This window comes from Streptomyces sp. NPDC005574, assembly GCF_040605435.1.
Lineage (GTDB): Bacteria > Actinomycetota > Actinomycetes > Streptomycetales > Streptomycetaceae > Streptomyces.
Genome location: NZ_JBEXCW010000065.1, coordinates 1 through 21,806, shown reverse-complemented (window position 1 = coordinate 21,806; position 21,806 = coordinate 1). Strand labels below are relative to the sequence as shown.

The 21,806-nt window shown below is 72.3% G+C and carries 17 protein-coding genes and 1 rRNA gene; 8 read left to right on the top strand and 10 right to left on the bottom strand.

Features of this window, described 5'->3' with window-relative positions; translation table 11 throughout:
- Positions 1 to 7: 7 nt before the first annotated feature.
- Positions 8 to 523: a hypothetical protein gene (locus ABZT03_RS30780; RefSeq protein ID WP_356045443.1), complete on the bottom strand. Its 516-nt coding sequence runs from the start codon at positions 521 to 523 to the stop codon at positions 8 to 10.
- Between the two features lie 302 nt (positions 524 to 825).
- Here ABZT03_RS30780 and ABZT03_RS30775 point away from each other — a divergent pair, with 302 nt between their 5' ends.
- Complete coding sequence (locus tag ABZT03_RS30775; protein ID WP_356045441.1) at positions 826 to 1,620, top strand: Rv3235 family protein; 795 nt, start codon at positions 826 to 828, stop codon at positions 1,618 to 1,620.
- A gap of 88 nt (positions 1,621 to 1,708) precedes the next feature.
- Here the strand turns inward: ABZT03_RS30775 and secA are convergent, their stop codons facing one another.
- Entirely contained in the window at positions 1,709 to 4,519 is a 2,811-nt protein-coding gene (secA, locus tag ABZT03_RS30770; protein ID WP_356045438.1) for a preprotein translocase subunit SecA, read from the bottom strand.
- Positions 4,520 to 4,813: 294 nt separating this feature from the next.
- Here secA and ABZT03_RS30765 point away from each other — a divergent pair, with 294 nt between their 5' ends.
- Together ABZT03_RS30765 and ABZT03_RS30760 are read left to right on the top strand one after the other, a co-directional pair.
- On the top strand, positions 4,814 to 5,386 hold the full coding sequence (locus ABZT03_RS30765; protein WP_356045436.1) for a GNAT family N-acetyltransferase: 573 nt from the start codon (positions 4,814 to 4,816) through the stop codon (positions 5,384 to 5,386).
- A gap of 136 nt (positions 5,387 to 5,522) precedes the next feature.
- Complete coding sequence (locus tag ABZT03_RS30760; RefSeq protein WP_356045433.1) at positions 5,523 to 6,719, top strand: crosslink repair DNA glycosylase YcaQ family protein; 1,197 nt, start codon at positions 5,523 to 5,525, stop codon at positions 6,717 to 6,719.
- A gap of 14 nt (positions 6,720 to 6,733) precedes the next feature.
- Here ABZT03_RS30760 and ABZT03_RS30755 read toward each other — a convergent pair whose 3' ends face one another.
- From ABZT03_RS30755 to mtnA, 7 genes are all read right to left on the bottom strand, one after another.
- On the bottom strand, positions 6,734 to 7,477 hold the full coding sequence (locus ABZT03_RS30755) for a response regulator transcription factor (protein WP_356045431.1): 744 nt from the start codon (positions 7,475 to 7,477) through the stop codon (positions 6,734 to 6,736).
- A gap of 205 nt (positions 7,478 to 7,682) precedes the next feature.
- Positions 7,683 to 8,375 (bottom strand): ribosome-associated translation inhibitor RaiA, encoded by a 693-nt coding sequence (gene raiA, locus ABZT03_RS30750; protein WP_356045428.1) that lies wholly within the window; start codon positions 8,373 to 8,375, stop codon positions 7,683 to 7,685.
- A gap of 316 nt (positions 8,376 to 8,691) precedes the next feature.
- Entirely contained in the window at positions 8,692 to 9,714 is a 1,023-nt protein-coding gene (locus ABZT03_RS30745) for a ComF family protein (RefSeq protein WP_356045426.1), read from the bottom strand.
- Positions 9,715 to 10,042: 328 nt separating this feature from the next.
- On the bottom strand, positions 10,043 to 11,875 hold the full coding sequence (locus ABZT03_RS30740; RefSeq protein ID WP_356045424.1) for an LpqB family beta-propeller domain-containing protein: 1,833 nt from the start codon (positions 11,873 to 11,875) through the stop codon (positions 10,043 to 10,045).
- Positions 11,865 to 13,931: an MtrAB system histidine kinase MtrB gene (gene mtrB, locus ABZT03_RS30735; protein WP_356045422.1), complete on the bottom strand. Its 2,067-nt coding sequence runs from the start codon at positions 13,929 to 13,931 to the stop codon at positions 11,865 to 11,867. The genes ABZT03_RS30740 and mtrB overlap by 11 nt, the downstream gene beginning before the upstream one ends.
- A gap of 1 nt (position 13,932) precedes the next feature.
- Complete coding sequence (mtrA, locus tag ABZT03_RS30730) at positions 13,933 to 14,622, bottom strand: two-component system response regulator MtrA (RefSeq protein WP_016438163.1); 690 nt, start codon at positions 14,620 to 14,622, stop codon at positions 13,933 to 13,935.
- Positions 14,623 to 14,637: 15 nt separating this feature from the next.
- Positions 14,638 to 15,777, bottom strand: coding sequence for an S-methyl-5-thioribose-1-phosphate isomerase (gene mtnA / locus ABZT03_RS30725; protein ID WP_356045418.1), 1,140 nt, complete (start codon positions 15,775 to 15,777; stop codon positions 14,638 to 14,640).
- Between the two features lie 140 nt (positions 15,778 to 15,917).
- On the opposite strand from mtnA, the gene ABZT03_RS30720 reads away from it, so the two are divergent.
- Genes ABZT03_RS30720 through ABZT03_RS30700 form a run of 5 tightly spaced genes read left to right on the top strand, consistent with a single transcriptional unit; the run spans position 15,918 to position 21,609 of the window.
- Positions 15,918 to 17,312 (top strand): hypothetical protein, encoded by a 1,395-nt coding sequence (locus ABZT03_RS30720; protein ID WP_356045415.1) that lies wholly within the window; start codon positions 15,918 to 15,920, stop codon positions 17,310 to 17,312.
- Between the two features lie 4 nt (positions 17,313 to 17,316).
- Positions 17,317 to 18,117 (top strand): DUF4129 domain-containing protein, encoded by an 801-nt coding sequence (locus tag ABZT03_RS30715; protein ID WP_356045412.1) that lies wholly within the window; start codon positions 17,317 to 17,319, stop codon positions 18,115 to 18,117.
- Positions 18,114 to 19,310 carry a DUF4350 domain-containing protein gene (locus ABZT03_RS30710; RefSeq protein WP_356045410.1) on the top strand — a complete coding sequence of 399 codons (1,197 nt, stop codon included), beginning with the start codon at positions 18,114 to 18,116 and terminating at the stop codon, positions 19,308 to 19,310. Before ABZT03_RS30715 ends, ABZT03_RS30710 begins: the two co-directional genes overlap by 4 nt.
- Positions 19,310 to 20,299 (top strand): MoxR family ATPase, encoded by a 990-nt coding sequence (locus ABZT03_RS30705; protein ID WP_356045486.1) that lies wholly within the window; start codon positions 19,310 to 19,312, stop codon positions 20,297 to 20,299. Before ABZT03_RS30710 ends, ABZT03_RS30705 begins: the two co-directional genes overlap by 1 nt.
- Positions 20,299 to 21,609 carry a DUF58 domain-containing protein gene (locus ABZT03_RS30700; RefSeq protein WP_356045407.1) on the top strand — a complete coding sequence of 437 codons (1,311 nt, stop codon included), beginning with the start codon at positions 20,299 to 20,301 and terminating at the stop codon, positions 21,607 to 21,609. The genes ABZT03_RS30705 and ABZT03_RS30700 overlap by 1 nt, the downstream gene beginning before the upstream one ends.
- A 104-nt stretch (positions 21,610 to 21,713) precedes the next feature.
- Here the strand turns inward: ABZT03_RS30700 and rrf are convergent.
- Positions 21,714 to 21,806, bottom strand: a 5S ribosomal RNA gene (gene rrf / locus ABZT03_RS30695); the annotation flags it as partial.

Below are 21,806 nucleotides of genomic sequence, written 5' to 3'. Positions count from 1 at the left end.
CCGCCGGCTACTGCCCGAGACCCACCAGGTTCGGGATCTCCTGCCGCGCGAACCACAGCAGTTCGTGGTCCTCGGCGCCGTCCACCACGAACTGCGCGTCCTCGTCCCCCGCGTCCGCCGCCGGCAGTGCCTCCGCGGCGGCCGTCACGTCCTCCCGCGCGTCCTCGGAGTCGACGTGCACCGCGGCGGCCTTGGCCAGCGGTACGGCGGTGGCGGTCCGCACCTCGCCGAGCGCCACGGGGTCGAGGGCCCGGTCGGGGTCGGCGACCGCCGTGCCGTCGGCCACGTCCACGGCGATCACGACCCGCCGCCGTGCCGCCCCGGGGTCCGCCGCCAGCAGCCGGAGCGAGGCCAGCGCGGCCCTGCCCAGCGCCGCGTACTCCAGTTCCTCGATGTCTTCGGAGAGGTACCACTCCCGCAGCGCCGGCGTGACGGCGTAGGCCACGAGCGGCCCGGCCCCGAGCTCTCCCGTCTTGTACGCCTCGGCGAGACCGGAGAGGGTCAGGGGGACGTAGACGCGCATGGCAGTCCGCTTTCTGGTCGGTGGGGTTCGCCGCGGCCGGACGGGCTCTCAGGATACGTGCGGGCGTCGCCTTTCGGGTCCCTGCCCACCCCCCGGCGGACGTCAACCGCCCGCCCCTGCATCCACCCGGTCCACCCCCGTCACCACGGGCTTTTCCGGCCACCCGATCACTCGGATAAGTGAACGTGCCGACCCTCCGCCGGGGGTCCCGGCCGCCTTGCCGCCCCACGGCACGGCCCCGTACAAGATCCCCAACCGAAGTTACCGCCCGGTACCGTCCGGGCCCGTCGAGCGGGGACACCATGCACAAGGTCATGACCAGGGTGAAGCAGCAACCCGGCAGCCGCCCGCCCGGCCGCCGCGACCCGCGTCACCCCGCCGGGACCCCGCCCCGCACACCCGGCGGTACGGCCCGCACGACGGCCGCGGGCGGCAGGCCCCCCGGCTCACCGGGCGGCGGCGGAACCCGCACCCGCACCAGGCCCACCGACGGCCGTCCCCCGACAGCCCCGGGCACCCCGGCCACCCGGACCGCAACCAGCACGAGGGGGACGGGTACGGGTACGGGCTCGGGCAGGGGCGGGAGCACAGACGCAGGCCCCGGGGCAGGTACCGGCACTGCCGCCCGCACCGGCGCCGGCGTGACGGCCACCGTGACGCCACCCGCGCCGGCCCCCGCCCAGAGCATCGGCACGACACCCACACCCGCCCACCGGACGGCACCCCTCCCGACCCCGCACCGCCCGCCTGCCCCGCCGCCCGCCACCACCGACGTCTTCGCGGACCGGTTGCTCGCCGTGCTGAGCGGCCAGCGCCCCGTCCACTGGATGCTCCGCCACACCGCGGGCCGCGCCTACGACGAACTCGCCCACCTCGCCGAGCGCGGTCCGCTGCGCACCCGCGGCACCCGCCCGGTGGTCCGCGACCTCGGCTACTACGTGCCCCGCCCCGGTGCCGTCGAGGTCTTCGCCCGCATCGGCGCCGGCGAGCAGCTGCGCGCCATGGCCTTCCGCCTGGAGCAGGGCCGGGACCTGCGCTGGCGCTGCACGGCGGTGGAGCTGGGCGGCCCGCGCCCCCCGCACCCGGACGACGACTGACGTCACCGGACACACCGAAGGGCCGGCCCACCCTGGGGTGACCCGGCCCTTCGACCCGCTCCGGCGCCGAAGGCACCGTCACGTCACGTCACTTCTTGCGGCGACGCCCGCCACGCGACTGCTTGCGCCGCTCCGCGCGCGTGAGACCGTCCGCCTCGGAGCGCACGGGCTCCTCGTCGTCGGCGAACTCGCCCTCGACGACACCGCCCTCGCCGTCCACCGTCGGCGCGGAGAAGTGCAGGTCCCGCCGCTGCGGGGCGTCGAGGCCCTTGGCGCGGATCTCGGGGCGGGAGCCGGCCTGCGCGGGCACCGCGTCGCGCTTCTCGAGGGTCGGCGCCGCGTCCTCCACCGGGACCTCCTCGACCTGCTGCTCGACCTGGACCTCCAGGTTGAACAGGTAGCCGACGGACTCCTCCTTGATGCCCTCCATCATGGCGGTGAACATGTCGAAGCCCTCGCGCTGGTACTCGACCAGGGGGTCCTTCTGCGCCATCGCGCGCAGGCCGATGCCCTCCTGGAGGTAGTCCATCTCGTACAGGTGCTCGCGCCACTTGCGGTCGAGGACCGACAGCACGACCCGGCGCTCCAGCTCACGCATGATCTCGGAGCCGAGCTGCGTCTCGCGCGACTCGTACTGCTCGTGGACGTCGTCCTTGATGGACTCGGCGATGAACTCGGCGGTCAGACCGGCCCGGTCACCGGCCGCCTCCTCCAGCTCCTCGACGGTGATCTTCACCGGGTAGAGCTGCTTGAAGGCGCCCCACAGCCGGTCGAGGTCCCAGTCCTCCGGGAAGCCCTCCGCGGTCTCCGCGCTGACGTAGGCGTCGATCGTGTCGTTCGTGAAGTGCTGGATCTGCTCCTGGAGGTCCTCGCCCTCCAGGACGCGGCGCCGCTCGCCGTAGATGACCTCGCGCTGACGGTTGAGGACCTCGTCGTACTTGAGGACGTTCTTGCGGGTCTCGAAGTTCTGCTGCTCGACCTGCGACTGGGCGGACGCGATCGCGCGCGTGACCATCTTGTTCTCGATCGGCACGTCGTCGGGCACGTTGGCCATCGACATCACGCGCTCGACCATCTGGGCCTTGAACAGGCGCATCAGGTCGTCGCCCAGCGAGAGGTAGAAGCGGGACTCGCCGGGGTCGCCCTGACGGCCGCTGCGGCCGCGCAGCTGGTTGTCGATGCGGCGCGACTCGTGCCGCTCGGTACCGAGGACGTAGAGGCCGCCGAGCTCCTTGACCTCTTCGAACTCGGCCTTCACGGCCTGCTCGGCCTTCTCCAGGGCGGCGGGCAGGGCGTGCGCCCACTCCTCGATGTGCTCCTCGGGATCGAGGCCGCGCTGGCGCAGCTCGGCCTCGGCGAGGTCGTCGGGGTTGCCGCCGAGCTTGATGTCGGTGCCACGGCCGGCCATGTTGGTGGCCACGGTCACGGCGCCTCTGCGGCCGGCCTGGGCGATGATCGGCGCCTCACGGTCGTGCTGCTTGGCGTTGAGCACCTCGTGCTGGATGCCGCGCTTGCTCAGCTGCTGCGAGAGGTACTCGGACTTCTCGACCGAGGTGGTGCCGACGAGGATCGGCTGGCCCTTCTCGTGCTTCTCGGCGATGTCGTCGACGACGGCCTCGAACTTGGCGACCTCGGTCCGGTAGATCAGGTCCGACTGGTCCTTGCGGACCATGGGCCTGTTCGTCGGGATCGGGACCACGCCGAGCTTGTAGATCTGGTGGAACTCGGCGGCCTCGGTCATCGCCGTACCGGTCATGCCGGAGAGCTTGCTGTAGAGGCGGAAGAAGTTCTGCAGGGTGATCGTGGCGAGCGTCTGGTTCTCGTCCTTGATGTCCACCCCTTCCTTCGCCTCGATCGCCTGGTGCATGCCCTCGTTGTAGCGGCGGCCGGCGAGGATACGGCCGGTGTGCTCGTCGACGATCATGACCTCGCCGTCGATGACGACGTAGTCCTTGTCCTTCTTGAAGAGTTCCTTGGCCTTGATGGCGTTGTTCAGGTAGCCCACCAGAGGCGTGTTCACCGACTCGTAGAGGTTGTCGATGCCCAGCCAGTCCTCGACCTTGCTGACGCCGGACTCGTGGATGGCGACGGTGCGCTTCTTCTCGTCGACGTCGTAGTCGCCGGTCTCCTCCATGCCCTTGAGCGGGTTGCCGGCCTCGCCCTTCTTCAGGCGCGTGACCAGCTTGGCGAAGTCGCCGTACCACTTGGTGGCCTGGTCGGCCGGGCCGGAGATGATCAGCGGCGTGCGGGCCTCGTCGACGAGGATGGAGTCGACCTCGTCGACGATGGCGAAGTTGTGGCCGCGCTGGACGAGTTCGTCCTGGGACCACGCCATGTTGTCGCGCAGGTAGTCGAAGCCGAACTCGTTGTTCGTGCCGTAGGTGATGTCGCACGCGTACTGCTCGCGGCGCTGGGCCGGCGTCATGTTGGCGAGGATGCAGCCGACGCTGAGGCCGAGGAACTTGTGGACGCGGCCCATCATCTCGGAGTCGCGCTCGGCCAGGTAGTCGTTGACCGTGATGAGGTGGACGCCTTCCCCGGAGAGGGCGTTGAGGTACGCGGGGAGCGTGCCGACGAGGGTCTTGCCCTCACCGGTCTTCATCTCGGCGACATAGCCGAGGTGGAGGGCGGCGCCGCCCATCATCTGCACGTCGTAGTGGCGCTGGCCGAGCACGCGCTTGGCCGCCTCGCGGACGGTCGCGAAAGCCTCGGGAAGCAGGTCGTCCAGGGTCTCGCCGTCGGCGAACCGCTGCTTGTACTCATCGGTGAGGGCCCGCAGCTCGGCGTCGGAGAGGTCGACGAAGTCCTCTTCGATGGACTTGACCTGGTCCGCGATGCGGTGCAGCTTGCGCAGGATCTTGCCTTCGCCTGCACGCATGATCTTCGAGAGGACGGACACGGGGCTTGGTCTCCTTGCCGGTCGGGCCTGGGACGGTCGGTTCCACTTGACTTGGTGAGCAACGGCCATCGTATGCGAGGACCCCGCCACGCCGGGAGGCCTGCCGGGTCGGCGACCGTCCGCCATTTCAAATCTGTTTCAAAGGGGACAACGGCCGGAGGCCGCGGATGGTGCCGCGCCCCGCCGAGGAATTGCGCGAATCGTGATCGCGCGCTCACACAGCGCTACAGCGGTGATGGCCCGCCACGGTTAAAGCGGTGGCGGGCCGCTCCGGCCGCCCAGCAGAATCGGCCGATGGACCCCGTGACGCTCTCCACCGGCCGCCTCCTCCTGCGCACAGTCGGCCCGCAGGACACCGACGCGGTGTACGCCGCCGCCCAGGACCCGGACATCCAGCGCTGGACGGCGATCCCGTCGCCGTACCGCCAGGAGCACGCGCGCGGGTTCACGGAGCAGGTGGTCCCGCTCGGCTGGGCGAAGGAGTCCGTGTTCACCTTCGGCGTCTTCCTCCCCGGGTCGGGCGACCTGGCGGGCATGCTCTCCCTCACCCCGCGCGGCCGGGGCACGACCGAGCTCGGTTACTGGGCCACCAGGGAACACCGCGGCAACGGCTACACCACCGAGGCCGTCGCCGCCGCGACCCGCTGGGGCTTCACGCACCTGCGCACGGACCGCGTGGAGTGGCGGGCGGAGGTCGGCAACATGGCGTCCCGCGCGGTGGCGGAGCGGGCCGGCTTCCGCCTGGAGGGCACGCTGCGTTCCGCCATCGTCCACGCGGGCGTCCGCCGGGACTGCTGGGTGGGTTCGCTGCTGCCGTCGGACCTGGGCCTGCCGACGCCGTCGGCCTACCTGCCGGCCGGGGCATGACCACCCGCGGCGCGCGTCCCGTCCACGGCGTCCGGCGCCGGGGGAACCTCCCGCCTCCGACGCGGACCCCGGCGGCCCGGCCCGCGACGGCGCAGGTCGTCCCCCGCTGTCAGTGCCACCCCCTATCGTGCGAGACATGACGACCCCGCGTCCCCTCACCCTCTCGGCAGCCGAGGCCCGCCGCATCGCGCTGCGGGCCCAGGGCTTCCTCGGCGCCCCCGACCGGCGTGCGGGGGTCCGCGGCGTCCTGCGTCACCTGGGCGCGGTCCAGCTCGACACCATCTCGGTCCTCGCCCGGTCCCACGAACTCATCCCGTACGCCCGCCTGGGCGCCGTGGGCCGCGCCACGGTCGAGGCCGCCTACTGGGGCACCGCCTCCACGGCGGCGGGGCAGGCGCAGCCCCACGCCTTCGAGTACTGGTCGCACGCCGCGTGCATCCTCCCCATCGAGGAATGGCCCCACTTCGCCTTCCGGCGCCGCGCGTACCGCTCCCGCCCGCACTGGAACCACGACCTGCCGGACGGCGCCTACGACCAGGTGATCAAGCAGCTGCGCACCGAAGGCCCGCTCACGGCGACGGAGTTGGGCGGCGCGAAGCGCACCAGCGAGTGGTGGGACTGGTCCGGCGCGAAGGTCGCCGTGGAGCGGGCCCTGATGTACGGCGAGGTGGTGTGCGTCGAGCGCCGCGGCTGGAAGCGCGTGTACGACCTCGCCGAGCGCGCGGTCCCCGGGACACTGCTGCACGACGACCTGGACGACGCGGAGTGCCTGCGTCGCCTGGTCCGGTTGGCGGGCCGGTCGCTGGGGGTCGGCACCCGGGCCGACATCGCGGACTACCACCGCCTGAAGGCCGAGCAGTTCGACGCGGTGGTCGCCGGCACCGGGCTGGTCCCGGTCTCCGTGGAGGGCTGGGACAGGCCGGCCTGGGCCGACCCCGAGGCCCTGGAGACCGCGCCGCGCGGTCGTCACCGCACCACGCTGCTGTCCCCCTTCGACTCACTGGTCTGGGAGCGGGCGCGCACGGAGCGGATCTTCGGTTTCACCCACCGCCTGGAGGCCTACGTCCCCCGGCCGAAGCGGGTGCACGGCTACTTCGCGATGCCGGTGCTGGCGGGCGGCCGGCTGGTCGGCCGCGTGGACCCCGGCCGCGAGGGCCGCACCCTGGTCGGGCGGCAGGTCACCGTGGACGGCCCGAAGGCGGTCCCGGCGGTGGCGCAGGCGCTGGTCGAGGCGGCGGGCTGGGTGGACTGCACGAACGTCCGGGTGGAACGGGTGGACAGCCCCGAACTCCGTGCGCCCCTGGCCGCGGAACTCGCCCGCCTGCTGGCCTGACGCACCCGGCGCCCTCAGCGGATTTCGAGGATCTTCTCCCGCATCGCGTACACCACGGCTTCCATCCTGGAGTGCAGCTGGAGTTTCTCCAGGATGTTGCGCACATGGTTCTTCACGGTGTTCTCGGAGATGAACAACTGCTTGGCGATGTCCCGGTTGTTCATTCCGGTGGCCACGAGTTTGAGGACTTCCAGCTCCCGGTCGGTGAGCCGGGGCGCGGGAACCAGCCGGCGCTCGTCCGTGCGCTGGATCATCGACTTGAACTCGGTGAGGAGTTTCGACGCCATCGAGGGGCTGATCTGCGACTGTCCGTCGGCCACCGCGCGAATGGCGGTGGCGACCTCGTCGGTGGAGATCTCCTTGAGGAGGTATCCGGTGGCGCCCGCCTTGATCGCGTCGTAGAGGTCGGCCTCCTCGTCGCTGATCGTCAGCATGATGATCTTGGCGCTGGGAGCGACCTCCTTGATGGAGGTGCAGGCCTCGATCCCGCCCCGCTTGGGCATCCGCACGTCCATCAGGACGATGTCCGGCAGCAGGTCGGCGGCCTTGTCCACGGCCTCCGCGCCGTCCCCCGCCTCGCCGACGACCTGGATGTCCTCCTCGGCCGCGAGCACGATCTCCAGGCCCCGGCGGAAGAGCGCGTGGTCGTCCACGACCAGGACTCGGATGGGCTCCTTGCGTGCGGAGCCCGCGCCCGGGTCCACGCCCGCGACGCCGTCGGTGCCCTCGTCGCGCATCGGTCCGAAGCTGTCCGCCATCGTTCCTCCCCCTGAAGGCTGTGGCCTGTGATCCTGTGCCATCGCCAACCCAAGGCAACGACCCACCGGTTGGGCCGGTGCGGCCATGATTCCATGCCCGGACGACAGTGAGGTGACAGAGCGGGGCGCGAAGTGGTCGCACACAGGTGCCCCTGGGGGCGCACGCGCGCTCCAGGGGCACCGGCTCGGCTGCCGGCCAGGGGCGTCAGCCGCCCAGGGTGCCGCCCGCGTCGGGAGCGTTCACCTGCGTGACCATCGGGTCCGTGCTGAGGTGGATGACGCCGTAGTCGTAGGCGTGCCGGCGGTAGACGACGCTCGGTTCCTTCGTCTCGGAGTCGACGAACAGGTAGAAGTCGTGGCCGACCAGCTCCATCTCGTAGAGAGCCTGGTCGAGAGTCATCGGGGAGGCTACGTGGGTCTTCTCGCGGACGATGAGGGGGCCTTCGCCCTTCACCTCGAGCGAGCCGATCTTCTTCGTGGGTACGCCGTCCGGCTCTTCCTCGTGGACGACTTCGCCGTTGCCGTTGAGGGTCGCCGCGTCCGGGACGTGGTCGGCGACCTCGGCCGCCGTGAGCCTGCGTGCGCCACGGCGTGAGTACCGCTTGTCGTGCTCCTTGCGAAGCCGGGCTTCCAGCTTCTCCGCCGCCAGGTCGAGTGCCGCGTACGGGTCGTTGGCCGCCGCCTCCGCCCGGATCACCGGACCGCGGGAGCGGAGCGTGATCTCCACTCGGTCACAACGGTCGGCCTGTCGAGGGTTGGGCTCCTTGGAGACCTCGACGTCGAGGCTGATCACCTTGCCGTCGAGCTTCTGGATCTTCTCCAGCTTCAGCTTCTCGGCCACGTGCTTGCGGAACCGCTCGGGCACCTCTGTCTTGCGGCCCTTGACGACGATGTCCACGCAGAACTCCGTTCCCGGATCGCTCCGCTTCCGAGGCGGAGCGTCTCCCTTTTGCACCAGGTTCCGGTGAGCTCCGGAACCGCGGACTCGGTGACTTCCACCTCCTCCTCCCCCATGGGCAAGATCTCCACCCCATCGCCGCGGGTGATTGTGCGGAACCCACGGCTGCGGCATTCACGGATGAGAGGGATGGCCTGCGCCTTTCTCTCACAACCGAACATATCTCGCCCGGACGGATGGCGTCACCCTCTACTGCGGCGTACCTCCGTTCAGGTGAATTGACCCTCTTATTACCTGCAACGATGCAAGTTGACGGTCAGTTCCGGTTTGTTTCGAAGGGGTCCGGCGTGGCGGCGACCACGGCGGCGCGGACCAGGTCCTGACGGCCGGACCGGCACACCTCGCCGCCGCCCGCATCTCCCGAGTCCCCACGCGTTCGCCCCCGCTCCCGTCCGGCTGCTTCCTCGATACGTTCCACCGGCGCCGACCGTCTCATCAGCGGCGCCCGTTGGCCCTGTTCCTCTCTGCCTTCCCGTCTTCCCGCCGCGTACACGATCGTTTCCGCGTCGCCGCCCGGGTTCCCGAGCCCCGCCAGCGCCACCCGCACGGCACGCGCCGCCTCGGTCAGGGACGCGCCCGTGGTCATCAGGTCGTCGACGAGCACGACCGGACCACCCGACAGCAGCCGGGCGGCGCCGGGGGCCACCACCAGCGCACCCGCCAGGTTCTCCATCCGCTCCCGGGAGTTGAGGCCCGACTGGTCGGCCACGGCCCGCGCCTGCCGCAGTACGGCGACCACCCGCGCTGGTGTCCCGGTCCGCCGCAGCTCCCCCGCGGCGGCGAACGCGATCCGCCGCGCCGGGTCGTGCCCGCGGGCGCGCACCGCCCGGGGTGACGACGGCATGGGAACCAGCCGCAGCTCCCCGCCGGCGGACAGCCCGGTCCCGAACGATCCCGCGGGATCCCGCCGCGTCTGCCCACCGCCCGGCGCCCTCGCGGCCTCCGGCGAGGGCGCCGGTACGCCCGCGCACGCCCCCGCGCCCGCCTCCCGCAGCCCGGCGCGCACCGCTCCGGCCAGCGCGGCGCCCAGCGGGGCCGCGAGCGCCAGCACGCCCCGCTCCTTGTGCGCCAGCAGCATCGCGCGCACCGCGTCCCCGTAGCGCGCCGCCGCGTGCACCACCGGCAGCCCGGGCGGCCTCGGCACCGGTGTCACCCGGCGCGGCGGGACACCGGCGAGGGCGGCACGGCACTCCGGGCAGAGCACGGTGCGAGACCTTCCGCAGCCTCCGCACTCGGCCGGCAGCACCAGGTCGGTGAGGTCCTGCCACCACCCCCGCATGCCCACCACTGTGCCAAGACGGGCCCGGACCGACCACCCCTGTGGACAACTCATCGAACGCCGGGACAGCAGCCTGTGGATAACTCACCGGGCGGCGGGGGCGGCCGCCCGTGGACCTCACCGGACACCAGCGGCAGCGCGGCCACGGACCGCGAGGGACACCAGTGGCAGCACCTAAGGCCCCAGGGGACTCCGGCGGCACCCACCGACCCCAAGGGACACCGGCGGCGACCGCCCATGGCACTCCCCGGCCGCCGTGCAGCCGCCGTACATCCGCTGCCGACTCACCACGCGCCGAGAGGCCCCCGGTCACCGCCGCCCACCCGGGTCACCCCGGATACACGGGCCCCGTCCCCTTGGCGAACACCTTCTGCCACTGCGCACCGGCCGGCAGCCGGACGATCCCGTCCGCCGAGTACGCCACCAGCGGCACCTCGTCGTCCTCGCTCGCGGCGATCTCGTTGACACCGGTCAGGGCCGCGGGGGCGGGCACCTCGGGCGTGGAGCCGTCGACCTGGACGTACCGCATCTGCTGCACGCCTCCCTGCTCCTGCCCGACCACCACGAGCCTGCTGTCGCCGGACCAGGACATCGCCGCGACCTCCTCCGACGCCGGTGTCAGGGACCGCAGTTCCTGGACCGACACGGCGGGCCGCTTCCCGGTCTTCTCGTCGCGTTCGATCCGTCCGACGTACAGGGACCCCTTGCCGTTCTTCGCCACGACGAGCGCGATCCGCACCCCGTCGGCGGCCACCCGGACGGCCTCGATGCGTCCGTCGAGGCCCGGCGTACGCACCTCCAGCGGTTCGCCCCTGGCCTGTTCGAGGAGCAGCAGCCGCTGCTTGCCGGTGGCGCGGTCGGCCACCCACAGGTCGCCGCGCGCGTCCCAGCTGGGCGTGGTGAGCCGGTCGTTCTCCGTCTTGCCGGCGCTGGTGAGGACGGGGTCGCCGAGCGAACTGCCGGACACCATCGACCCGACGTACAGCGACTTGCCGTCGATGCCGACGCCGGCGGCGGTCTTCTCGTCGCGCGACACCGCCACCGACCGCAGCGCCTTGTCGCCCTCGCCCAGCGGACCGGGCACCGGCGCGGGCTGTGTGCCGCTGTTCTGGACGCCGATCCGCACCAGCCGGTGTTCGCCGTCGAGGAAGTAGAAGGAGTCCGCCTCCTGCGCGGACCCGCGTGCGGCGAGGCTCTCGGCCTCGCCCACGTCCTCCGAGCACAGCTGCGATCCGCCCGCCCGCAGCTCGACCTCCTGCAGCGCGGGCGCGAGGTTCTGCAGGGTGAACAGGACCTGGGCGGCCATCTCGGCGCACTGGGCCGAGCCGACACCGGCGGCCTTGGCGTTGAGCGGGACGGTGAGGGCGTTCCGGTCGTCGGGGGTCAGCGAGCTGACGCCCTTCGCCAGTGCCGAACCGGAGGGGAAGCTGGAGCGGACCACCGGCCCGAGCCACCTCGTCGGCCCGTTGAGCAGGGACCGCACCATCTGCGTCATGGGGTCGACCATGCGGCGGATGTACACGGGATCGGCGACGGCCGCCGGCTGCGTGCCGGCCCCCGTCGTCGTGTTGGAGGCCAGGTAGTACTTGTCGACGGACGTGTAGTTGCGCTGGAAGTCCGACTGCCCCATGACGACACCGGGCGGCAGGCCGTCGATGCGCCACTGCTTGGTCTTCTTGTCCAGGACGAGGTGCACCGACTGGCTGTAGCTGCCGGTGGCGGGCGTGTACGACTGCTGCGCGTCCACCGTCGCGACCCGCGTCCCGGTCAAGGTGTACGACGCGTCGTGGGTCTCCTCCCTGCCGCCCGACCGCGCGGCCTCGGAACCGGGACCGTCCTCGAGCACCGTGGTGGACCACTCCGGACGCCACTTCGCCGCCGCGTCGGCGGTCAGATACTTGCGGGCCGTCTCGTAGTGCGGATCGTCGCTGGTCAGCGCCTCCAGGAAGCCCTGCACGATCTCGGCCGCGGGCGCGTCCTCGCGGGGCGGCATCGCGAACACGCGCACCTGCGTGTCCTGCCGGGGCGTGGACTCGACGCCCCGCAGATCCCCGCTGTCGGGCATCGAGGCACAACCTGCCAGCAGTACGACCCCACAGGCGGCGTACGCCACCGCGCGCGCCGGTCTGTGCCGGGCGCCCCCCTCGCGGTCAGCGCCCACGGAATGCCTCCCCTTGCCTCTTCGCTTCCTCCGGCCCGGCGTCCGCACGGCCCGCCCCGCCCCCGACGGGTGTGTCGTCCGGCCGTCGCGCGCCCGAGGCGGGTCGGGGCACGACCCGCGAGCCGTTGCCGGGCAGCGCGGTGGGATCGGCCGTGGGCACCGCGGTCGACCTCGGCGCTATCGGGTCCCTCGGTGACTGCGCGGGTCCCGCGTCGCCCGTCGGCTGCAGGGGCACGGTGGCGGCCTTGTCGCCGCCCCCGCGCGGCAGACCGGCGTCGTCGAGTCCGCGGTGGCGCCGCGAGTCCCTGGGTTCCAGCGGTATGGGTGAGCCCCGCAGCGGCTCGTCCGCGGTGCGCGGCAGGGTGAGCCGGAACTGCGAGCCGCCGCCGGGTTCGCCCCAGGCCTGGAGCCAGCCGCCGTGCAGCCGCGCGTCCTCCAGGGCGATGGACAGCCCGAGGCCCGTGCCGCCGGTCGTACGCGCGCGTGCCGGGTCGGCCCGCCAGAAGCGGCTGAAGACGCGCGTCGCCTCGCCGGGCTTGAGCCCGACGCCGTAGTCGCGGACGGCGACCGCGACCGCTCCGCCGGCCGACGCGAGTTTGACGACGACGTCCCGGCCCTCGCCGTGCTCCACGGCGTTGACGACGAGGTTGCGCAGCACCCGCTCCACGCGCCGGGCGTCGGCCTCGGCCACGACGGGCTGCTGGTCGCCCACCACCCGTATGTGGGTGCCCTTGCGCTCGGCGAGCGGCAGCGCCCCGCTGACCACCCGCCGGACGACCTCCCGGAAGTCGATCGGCTCTGCCTCCAGGGCCGCCGCGCCCGCGTCGAAGCGGCTGATCTCCAGCAGATCCGCGAGCAGCGACTCGAACCGGTCCAGCTGGTCGGCGAGCAGTTCGGCGGACCGCGCGGTCACCGGATCGAAGTCCTCGCGCGCGTCGTGGATGACGTCCGCGGCCATCCGTACGGTCGTCAGGGGTGTACGCAGCTCGTGCGACACGTCCGACACGAACCGGCGCTGCATCCGCGACAGGTCCTCCAGCTGCTGGATCTTCAGCTGAAGGTTCTGCGCCATCTTGTTGAAGGCCTCGCCGAGCCGCGCGATGTCGTCCTCGCCGGTGACCTTCATCCGTTCCTGGAGCCGTCCGGCGGACAGCCGCTCGGCGATCCCGGCCGCCATCCGCACCGGGGTGACGACCTGCCGCACCACGAGCCAGGCGATGGCCCCGAGGAGGACGACGACGAACAGGCCGGCCGTCGCCAGCGTCCCCTTGACCAGGCTGAGCGACTTCTCCTCCTGGGTGAGCGGGAAGAGGTAGTAGAGCTGGTACGGGTCGCCGTTGGGGTCGTTGACCTGCTTGCCGATGACCAGGCCGGGCTGGGAGTCCCGGTGGGCGTCCGCGTTGTAGATGATGCGGGTGTAGCTCTGGGCCGCCGCCATCTTCCCGTCCACCCGCGCGCGCAGGTCCTCGGGCACGCTCACGGTCGGGTTGACCTTTCCGGAGGCGCGCGGTCCGCGTCCGGCCCTGCTCTCGTCGCCCACGGGCAGGGTCACCACGTCGAAGGCGCCCTGGCCGCCGCTGGAGAGGGACGCCACGAGACTGCTCATCCACTCGATGACGTTCGGCGCGGGCCGGCCGTCCACGGTGGAGGCGTCGTCGCCGGTTCCGCTGGACGCCTCGTCGGCCTTCTGCTTGGCCACCGCGAACCCGCCGGTGGCCTGGCTCTGCGAGGCCCTGACCTTGGCGTCGAGCAGGCCGTTGCGCACCTGTCCGATGACCACGAAGCCGAGCAGCAGAACCACGCCGAGCGACATCAGCAGGGTCGTGACGACGACCTTGAGCTGGATGTTGCGCCGCCACAGCCGCATGACGGGCAGCAGCGGCCGGCGCACCCAGCGCATGAGCAGCCTGAGGACCGGGCTGCCCTGCACGCCACCCTGCAGCAACCCGCCCTCGAACAGGCGTCCCCAGCGGGAGCCTGGCGTCTTCCGGCCGACAGGCCGCTCCGCGCGGGTCCCGGACCGGCCGGGTGCCGAAGCGGCACTGTCCCTGGACATGTCAGCTCGGTCCGGCCTTGTAACCGACGCCCCGGACGGTCACCACGATCTCCGGCCGCTCCGGGTCCTTCTCGACCTTGGAGCGCAGCCGCTGTACGTGCACGTTGACGAGGCGGGTGTCCGCGGCGTGCCGGTACCCCCACACCTGCTCCAGCAGGACCTCACGCGTGAACACCTGCCAGGGCTTGCGCGCGAGCGCGACCAGCAGGTCGAACTCCAGCGGCGTCAGCGCGATCGACTGCCCCTCCCGCTTCACGGAGTGCCCGGCGACGTCGATCACCAGGTCACCGATGGCGAGCTGTTCCGGAGCGGGCTCCTCCGACCTCCGCAGCCGGGCCCGGATCCGGGCGACCAGCTCCTTCGGCTTGAACGGCTTCACGATGTAGTCGTCGGCCCCCGACTCCAGGCCCACGACGACGTCGACGGTGTCGCTCTTGGCCGTGAGCATCACGATCGGCACCCCGGACTCCGCCCTGATCAGGCGGCACACCTCGATACCGTCCCGGCCCGGCAGCATCAGATCGAGCAGCACGAGGTCGGGCTTGGACTCACGGAAAGCGGCCAGCGCCTTGTCGCCGTCGGCTACAAAAGACGGCTCAAAACCTTCACCACGCAGCACAATGCCGAGCATCTCGGCCAGTGCGGTGTCGTCGTCGACGACAAGGACTCGTCCCTTCATAAACGACATCATCCCATTAGCTAATCGTTATACCTGGCGTGACCTGGCACACAGCTCGGCCAGAGCCTCGGCTGTCACGGGCGAAACGACGCCCTCCTCGGTGACGATCGCCGTCACCAACTCGGGCGGCGTCACGTCGAACGCCGGGTTGTACGCCTGGGTCCCCAGGGGTGCCACCGGAATTCCGCCGCCTGCTTCCGCTCGGCCCACCGGCACCTGCGGTGCTGTGAGCTCGGTCACCTCATGACCGGGGCGCTGTTCGACCTCGATGGCCGCCCCGTCCGGTGTGTCCGGATCCACTGTCGTCAGCGGCGCCACCACGATGAACGGCACGTGGTGGTACCGGGCGAGCACGGCGAGCGGATAGCTCCCCACCTTGTTCGCCACCGAGCCGTCGGCCGCGATGCGGTCCGCACCGATCAGTACCGCATCCACCTCCCCCGCCGCGAACAGCGAACCCGCCGCGTTGTCGGTGAGCAAGGTGTAGGCCATCCCCTTGCGCGCCGCCTCGTAAGCCGTCAGGCGAGCACCTTGCAGCAACGGACGCGTTTCGTCCACCCACAGGCGCCTGAGCCGCCCGGTCCGGTGTGCCGCGAGGGCCACCGCGAACGCCGTCCCCTCACCGCCCGACACGAGCGCGCCGGTGTTGCAGTGGGTGAGGATCCGGTGCCCGCCACCGGGCAGCAGCTCGTCCAGCAGGGCCAGGCCCCGCTCGGCCATCCGGGCGCTGGCCTCGGCGTCCTCCCGGTGCAGCGCCCGCGCCGCACCCAGCGCCGCCTGCGCGGCCCGCGCCACGTCACCGCTTCTGGCGAGCTCGGTGTCGTAGGCGGACCGCGCCCTGTTCACACCGACGGCGAGGTTCACCGCGGTGGGGCGGGCCGCGGCCAGCGCGTTCGCCGCGTCGTCCACGTCGAAGTTCCGTACGGCGGCGAGCGCCACCCCGTACGCCCCGGCGATGCCGAGCAGCGGTGCCCCGCGCACGGCGAGCGAACGGATCGCCTCCACCAGCGCGGACGCATCCGTGCAGACCAGTTCGACCTCCTCGGCCGGCAGCCTGGTCTGGTCGAGAAGGACGACCACCGGCCCTTCGGGTGGCTCGTCCCAGCGGATCGCCGGAGTCTCGGCCGGCCGGATGTCCTCGCCGCTTTTCGCGTACTGATCAGCCATGCGATCAGTCTGCCCCGGATCCGGCGGACAATTGAAGGTCCGCAGCCCATACCGCGGCCGGTCCGCCGGTGAGCGGCCCATGGCACGATGGCTGCCAACCTGCCGCCGCGCCCGCGGACGGGCACCGTGAAGGAGCGACGATGAACGACACTCCGGGCTGGGCCTCGCCCGGATCCGCCCCGTCCGACGGGCAGGAACCCGGCGCGTCCGGCCCTGCCGAGCCCGCCGACCGGCCCGGTGCCGCACAGCCCGCGGACGCATCCTCCCCGGACACGGTGAACCCCGACGCGCAGAGCGCCGGCCCGCAGTGGTCCAAGCAGCAGCCGCCACCCGGCCAGTGGTCCGCCCCGACCGGCCCCACGGGCTCCGCGACCCCGGGCCGGCCGGCACCGCCTCCGCCCCCGCCAGGCCCCGGCTGGGGCACCCCGCCGCCCGCAGGCCCCGGCGGTTACGGCCCTCCCGGATACGGCCCTCCGGGGTACGGCCCCGCCGGCCCCCCGGTCTACGGCGGACCCGGTTACGCCGCATGGGGTGGCGGCGGCTGGGGCGGACCTCCGCCCGCCGCCAAACCCGGTGTCATCCCGCTGCGCCCGCTCGGCGTCGGCGAGATCCTCGACGGCGCGGTGTCCACCATGCGCACCCACTGGCGCACGGTCCTCGGCATCTCGCTGACCGTCGCCGTCGTCACGGAGATCGTCGTCGTGCTGCTCCAGGGCCTCGTCCTGAGGAACAGCACCAGCACCGACGCCCTCAACGACCCGAGCGCCACCCTCAGCGAACTGACCCGCGCCATGGGCGACGCCATGCTCAGCTCCGGTGTCGTGTTCCTGATCTCCCTGATCGGCACGGTCATGGCCACCGCCCTGCTGACGACCGTCACCAGCCGGGCCGTCCTGGGCAAGCCCGTGACCACCGGCGAGGCCTGGCGCGACGCCCGCCCGCAGGTGCCGAGACTGTTCGGCCTGATCTTCCTGCTGCTGCTCATCGTCGCCGGCGTGTTCGCCGTGGGCGTCCTGCCCGGCGTCCTCGTGGCCGTCTCCGGCAACTCCGACGCGGGCACCGCGCTCGCCGCCCTCGGCCTCCTGGGCACCAGCGTCGTCGCCCTGTGGCTGATGATCCGCTTCTCGCTCGCCTCGCCCGCCCTCATGCTGGAGAAGCAGAGCATCGTGAAGTCGATGAGCCGGTCCGCGAAGCTGGTCCGCGGCTCCTGGTGGCGGGTCTTCGGCATCACGCTGCTCGCCATGGTCATCGCGAACATCGTCGCGGTGATCGTCGCCATCCCGTTCTCCCTCTTCGCCGCCGCGCTCAACGGCGGCGTCTCCGTCTTCCTGGACGGCGGGAGCGACCTGGGCTGGTCCTACCTGATCGTCAGCGGCGTCGGATCGGTCATCGGCTCCATGATCACGTTTCCGATCACGGCGGGCGTCACCGTGCTGCTCTACATCGACCAGCGCATCCGCCGCGAGGCCCTCGACCTCGACCTGGCCCGCGCGGCCGGCGTCCAGGGCTACGGCACCGACACCCCGGGGAGCTGATGCGGTGAGTCCCGCGGGGGGAGTTCTCACAGCCATACCGACGGCACCGACGCGCACCACCGGCACGGCCGTACACCTCCTGGCGCGCGCCGGCGACACGTCCCTGTGGACCTCGGCCCGCGCCGACGGCGAACCGCCGGTAACCGTCCCGCGTGATCCCGCGCGCGAGGCGGCCCGCCGCGAGCTGTCCAGGCGCATGTACCACGAGAACGACCCGGGCCTGTTCCAGCGCGCCCTGGACGCCTTCTGGAAGTGGGTCGGCGACCTCTTCGGCAGCGCCTCGACGGTCACCCCGGGAGGCGCCGTCGGCCTGGTCGTCGTCATCCTGGTCGTCCTGGCGGTCCTGGCCGCGCTCTGGTGGCGCCTGGGCACCCCGCGCCGCCGGCCCGTCTCCACCACGGCCCTGTTCGACGACCGCCCCCGCAGCGCCGCCGAACACCGCGCGGCCGCCGAGGCACACGCCGCCCAGGGCCACTGGAACCAGGCCGTCCAGGAACGCATGCGCGCCATCGTCAGGTCCCTGGAGGAACGCGCCCTCCTCGACATCCGCCCCGGCCGCACCGCCGACGAGGCCGCCGCCGAAGCGGGCCACGCACTGCCCGCCCACACCGACCGACTCCGGTCGGCCGCACGCGAATTCGACGACGTGACGTACGGCGGACGCGCGGCCGGCGAGCAGTCGTACCACCGCATCGCGAGCCTCGACCACGACCTGGAGCGCGCCAGGCCGGAACTCGCGAGCATCGGCAGCAGCCACAGCCACGACACGGCAGCCCCGAACAGCCGCCCGGGAGCCGCCGAATGACCACCGAGGCCACCCTCCCCTCCACCTCGGCCTCGCCCGGCGCACGCCAGGTGTGGACCCGCGCGCGCGGTGTCGCCCTCGCCGTCGTGCTGCTCCTCGCCGGAGCCGTCGCGATCGCCACGATCCGCTCCGACACCCGGCACGGAAACCTCGATCCGCGCTCCGCCGACCCCAACGGCAGCCGCGCCGTCGCCGAACTCCTCGCCGACCACGGGGTCTCCACGCGCGTGGCCACCACCCTCACCGAGGCACGCGCCTCGGCCGGGCCGGACACCACACTCCTCATCGCCGTGCCCGACCTGCTGACGCCCCGCCGGCAGAAGCAGCTGCACGCGGCGACCGCCGGCTCCGGCGGCCGAACCGTCCTGATCGCGCCCGGCAGTTGGTCCGTCGAACGGCTCGCCCCCGGCGTCGTCGCGGACCCCGCCACCAGCTTCGGCTCGGCCCTCGCCCCCGACTGCGCCCTGCCCGCCGCCGTGCGCGCCGGCAGGGCCGACACCGGCGGCATCCGCTACACCGCCCTGCACACCGGCGCCGACGAGTGCTACCCGAGCGACCGCCTGGCCACCCTGGTGCGCGTCCCTGACGACACCGGACGCGGCGACACCGTCGTACTCGGCGCGCCCGACATCCTCTTCAACAAGCGTCTCGACAAGCAGGGCAACGCCTCGCTCGCCCTCCAACTCCTCGGCTCGCGCCCGCATCTCGTCTGGTACCTCCCCTCGCTCGCCGACACCTCACGCACCGACACCGACGACGAGAAGAGCCTCTTCGACCTGCTCCCCGCCGGCTGGTTGTGGGGCACCCTGCAACTCTCCGTCGCCGCGGCACTGGCCGCCCTCTGGCGGGCACGCCGGCTCGGACCCCTCGTACCGGAAGAACTCCCCGTGGCGATCCGCGCCTCCGAAACCGTCGAAGGCCGCGCCCGCCTCTACCGCAAGGCGGACGCCCGCGACCGCGCCGCCGCCGCTCTTCGCTCCACCACCCGCACCCGCCTCGCCCCCCTCGTCGGCGTCCCCGTCACCCAGGCGCACGCGCCCGAGGCACTGCTGCCCGCGCTGTCCGCCCACCTCCGCGGCGACGGACAGTCCCTGCACGCCCTCCTCTTCGGGCCGCCGCCCGGCGACGACGCGGCCCTCATCGCCCTCACCGACCAACTCGACGCCCTCGAAAGAGAGGTACGCCGTCCATGATGGACCCGACCACTGACAACGCCGGGCGGACCGGGAACCCGGACAGCGCCCGGGCCTCCCTCGAAGCCCTGCGCGCCGAGATCGCCAAAGCCGTGGTCGGCCAGGACCCCGCCGTGACCGGCCTCGTCGTCGCCCTCCTCTGCCGCGGACACGTCCTCCTCGAAGGGGTCCCCGGAGTCGCCAAGACGCTGCTCGTGCGCACCCTCGCGTCCGCCCTGGAACTCGACACCAAACGCGTCCAGTTCACCCCGGACCTGATGCCCAGCGACATCACCGGCTCCCTCGTCTACGACACCCGCAGCGCCGAGTTCTCCTTCCAGCCCGGGCCGGTCTTCACCAACCTCCTCCTCGCGGACGAGATCAACCGCACCCCGCCGAAGACCCAGTCGTCCCTCCTGGAGGCGATGGAGGAGCGGCAGGTCACGGTCGACGGCACCCCGCGCCTCCTCCCCGACCCTTTCCTGGTCGCCGCGACCCAGAACCCGGTCGAGTACGAGGGCACGTACCCCCTGCCCGAGGCCCAACTGGACCGTTTCCTCCTCAAGCTCACGATCCCGCTGCCGTCCCGCCAGGACGAGATCGACGTCCTCACCCGCCACGCCGAGGGCTTCAACCCGCGTGACCTGCGCGCTGCCGGCGTACGCCCCGTGGCGGGCCCGGCCGACCTGGAGGCCGCGCGCGCCGCGGTCGCCAAGACGACGGTGTCCCCCGAGATCACCGCCTACGTCGTCGACATCTGCCGCGCGACCCGCGAGTCCCCGTCCCTCACCCTCGGCGTGTCCCCCCGCGGCGCCACCGCCCTGCTCTCCACCGCCCGCGCCTGGGCCTGGCTGACGGGACGCGACTACGTCATCCCCGACGACGTCAAGGCACTCGCCCTGCCCACCCTCCGGCACCGCGTACAGCTGCGTCCCGAGGCGGAGATGGAGGGCGTGACGGCGGACTCCGTCATCAACGCGATCCTCGCCCACGTTCCCGTCCCCCGCTGATGGCGTTCACCGGACGCGCCGCGCTCCTGGCGGCCCTCGGCTCGGTCCCCCTCGGCATCTGGGCGCCGGGCTGGACGGGCGTGCTCGCGGTCGACGCGTCTCTGGCGGCGGCCTGCGCCTGCGACTTCGCCCTGGCAGCACCCGTACGACGGCTGCGCCTGTCCCGCACGGGCGACACCTCGGTACGCCTCGGAGACTCGGCCGACGTCGCCCTGACGGTCACCAACCCGTCCCGCCGCCCGCTGCGCGCCCAGCTCCGTGACGCCTGGCCGCCGAGCAGCTGGCAGCCCGGCACCGAGATGCCGGCCTCCCGCCACCGCCTCACCATCCCCGCCGGGGAACGCCGACGCGTCACGACCCGTCTGCGCCCCACCCGCCGCGGCGACCGCCGGGCCGACCGCGTCACGATCCGCTCCTACGGCCCTCTCGGCCTCTTCTCCCGCCAGGGCACCCACGACGTCCCCTGGGCGGTGCGTGTCCTGCCGCCCTTCACCAGTCGCAAGCACCTCCCGTCGAAGCTCGCACGTCTGCGCGAGCTCGACGGCCGCACCAGCGTCCTCACCCGCGGCGAGGGCACGGAGTTCGACAGCCTCCGCGAGTACGTCCCCGGCGACGACACCCGCTCCATCGACTGGCGCGCGACGGCCCGACAGTCGGCGGTCGCCGTACGCACCTGGCGCCCCGAACGCGACCGCCACATCCTGCTGGTCCTCGACACGGGCCGTACTTCGGCCGGCCGGGTGGGCGACGTCCCCCGCCTGGACGCCTCTCTGGACGCCGCGTTGCTGCTGGCCGCCCTGGCCTCCCGCGCCGGCGACCGCGTGGACCTGCTGGCCTACGACCGCCGCGTGCGTGCCCTCGTCCAGGGCCGCGCCGCGCGTGACGTCCTGCCCTCCCTGGTCAACGCGATGGCGACGCTGGAACCCGAACTCGTGGAGACGGACGCCCGGGGCCTCACGGCGACCGCGCTCAGGAGTGCCCCGCGTCGCTCCCTGATCGTCCTGCTGACCAGCCTCGACGCAGCGCCAGTAGAAGAAGGTCTTTTGCCCGTCCTGCCTCAGCTCACCCAGCGGCACACCGTGCTGCTGGCGGCGGTGGCGGACCCGCACATCGCGCGGATGGCGGCGTCTCGTGGCGACGCGGACGCGGTGTACGAGGCGGCGGCCGCCGCTCAGGCCCAGAGCGAGCGCCACCGCACGGCGGAGCAACTGCGTCGGCACGGCGTCACCGTGGTCGACGCGACCCCGGACGATCTGGCACCGGCGCTGGCCGACGCCTATCTGGCCCTGAAGTCAGCCGGCCGGCTGTAACGACGAGGGAAAGGGGCTGCAAGCAGCCCCTTTCCCATCTCTCTGAAAGACTCTGGAACGCAGAAAACCCCCGCACCATTGGTGCGGGGGTTTTCCCAAGATTTGTTCGGCGGTGTCCTACTCTCCCACAGGGTCCCCCCTGCAGTACCATCGGCGCTGTAAGGCTTAGCTTCCGGGTTCGGAATGTAACCGGGCGT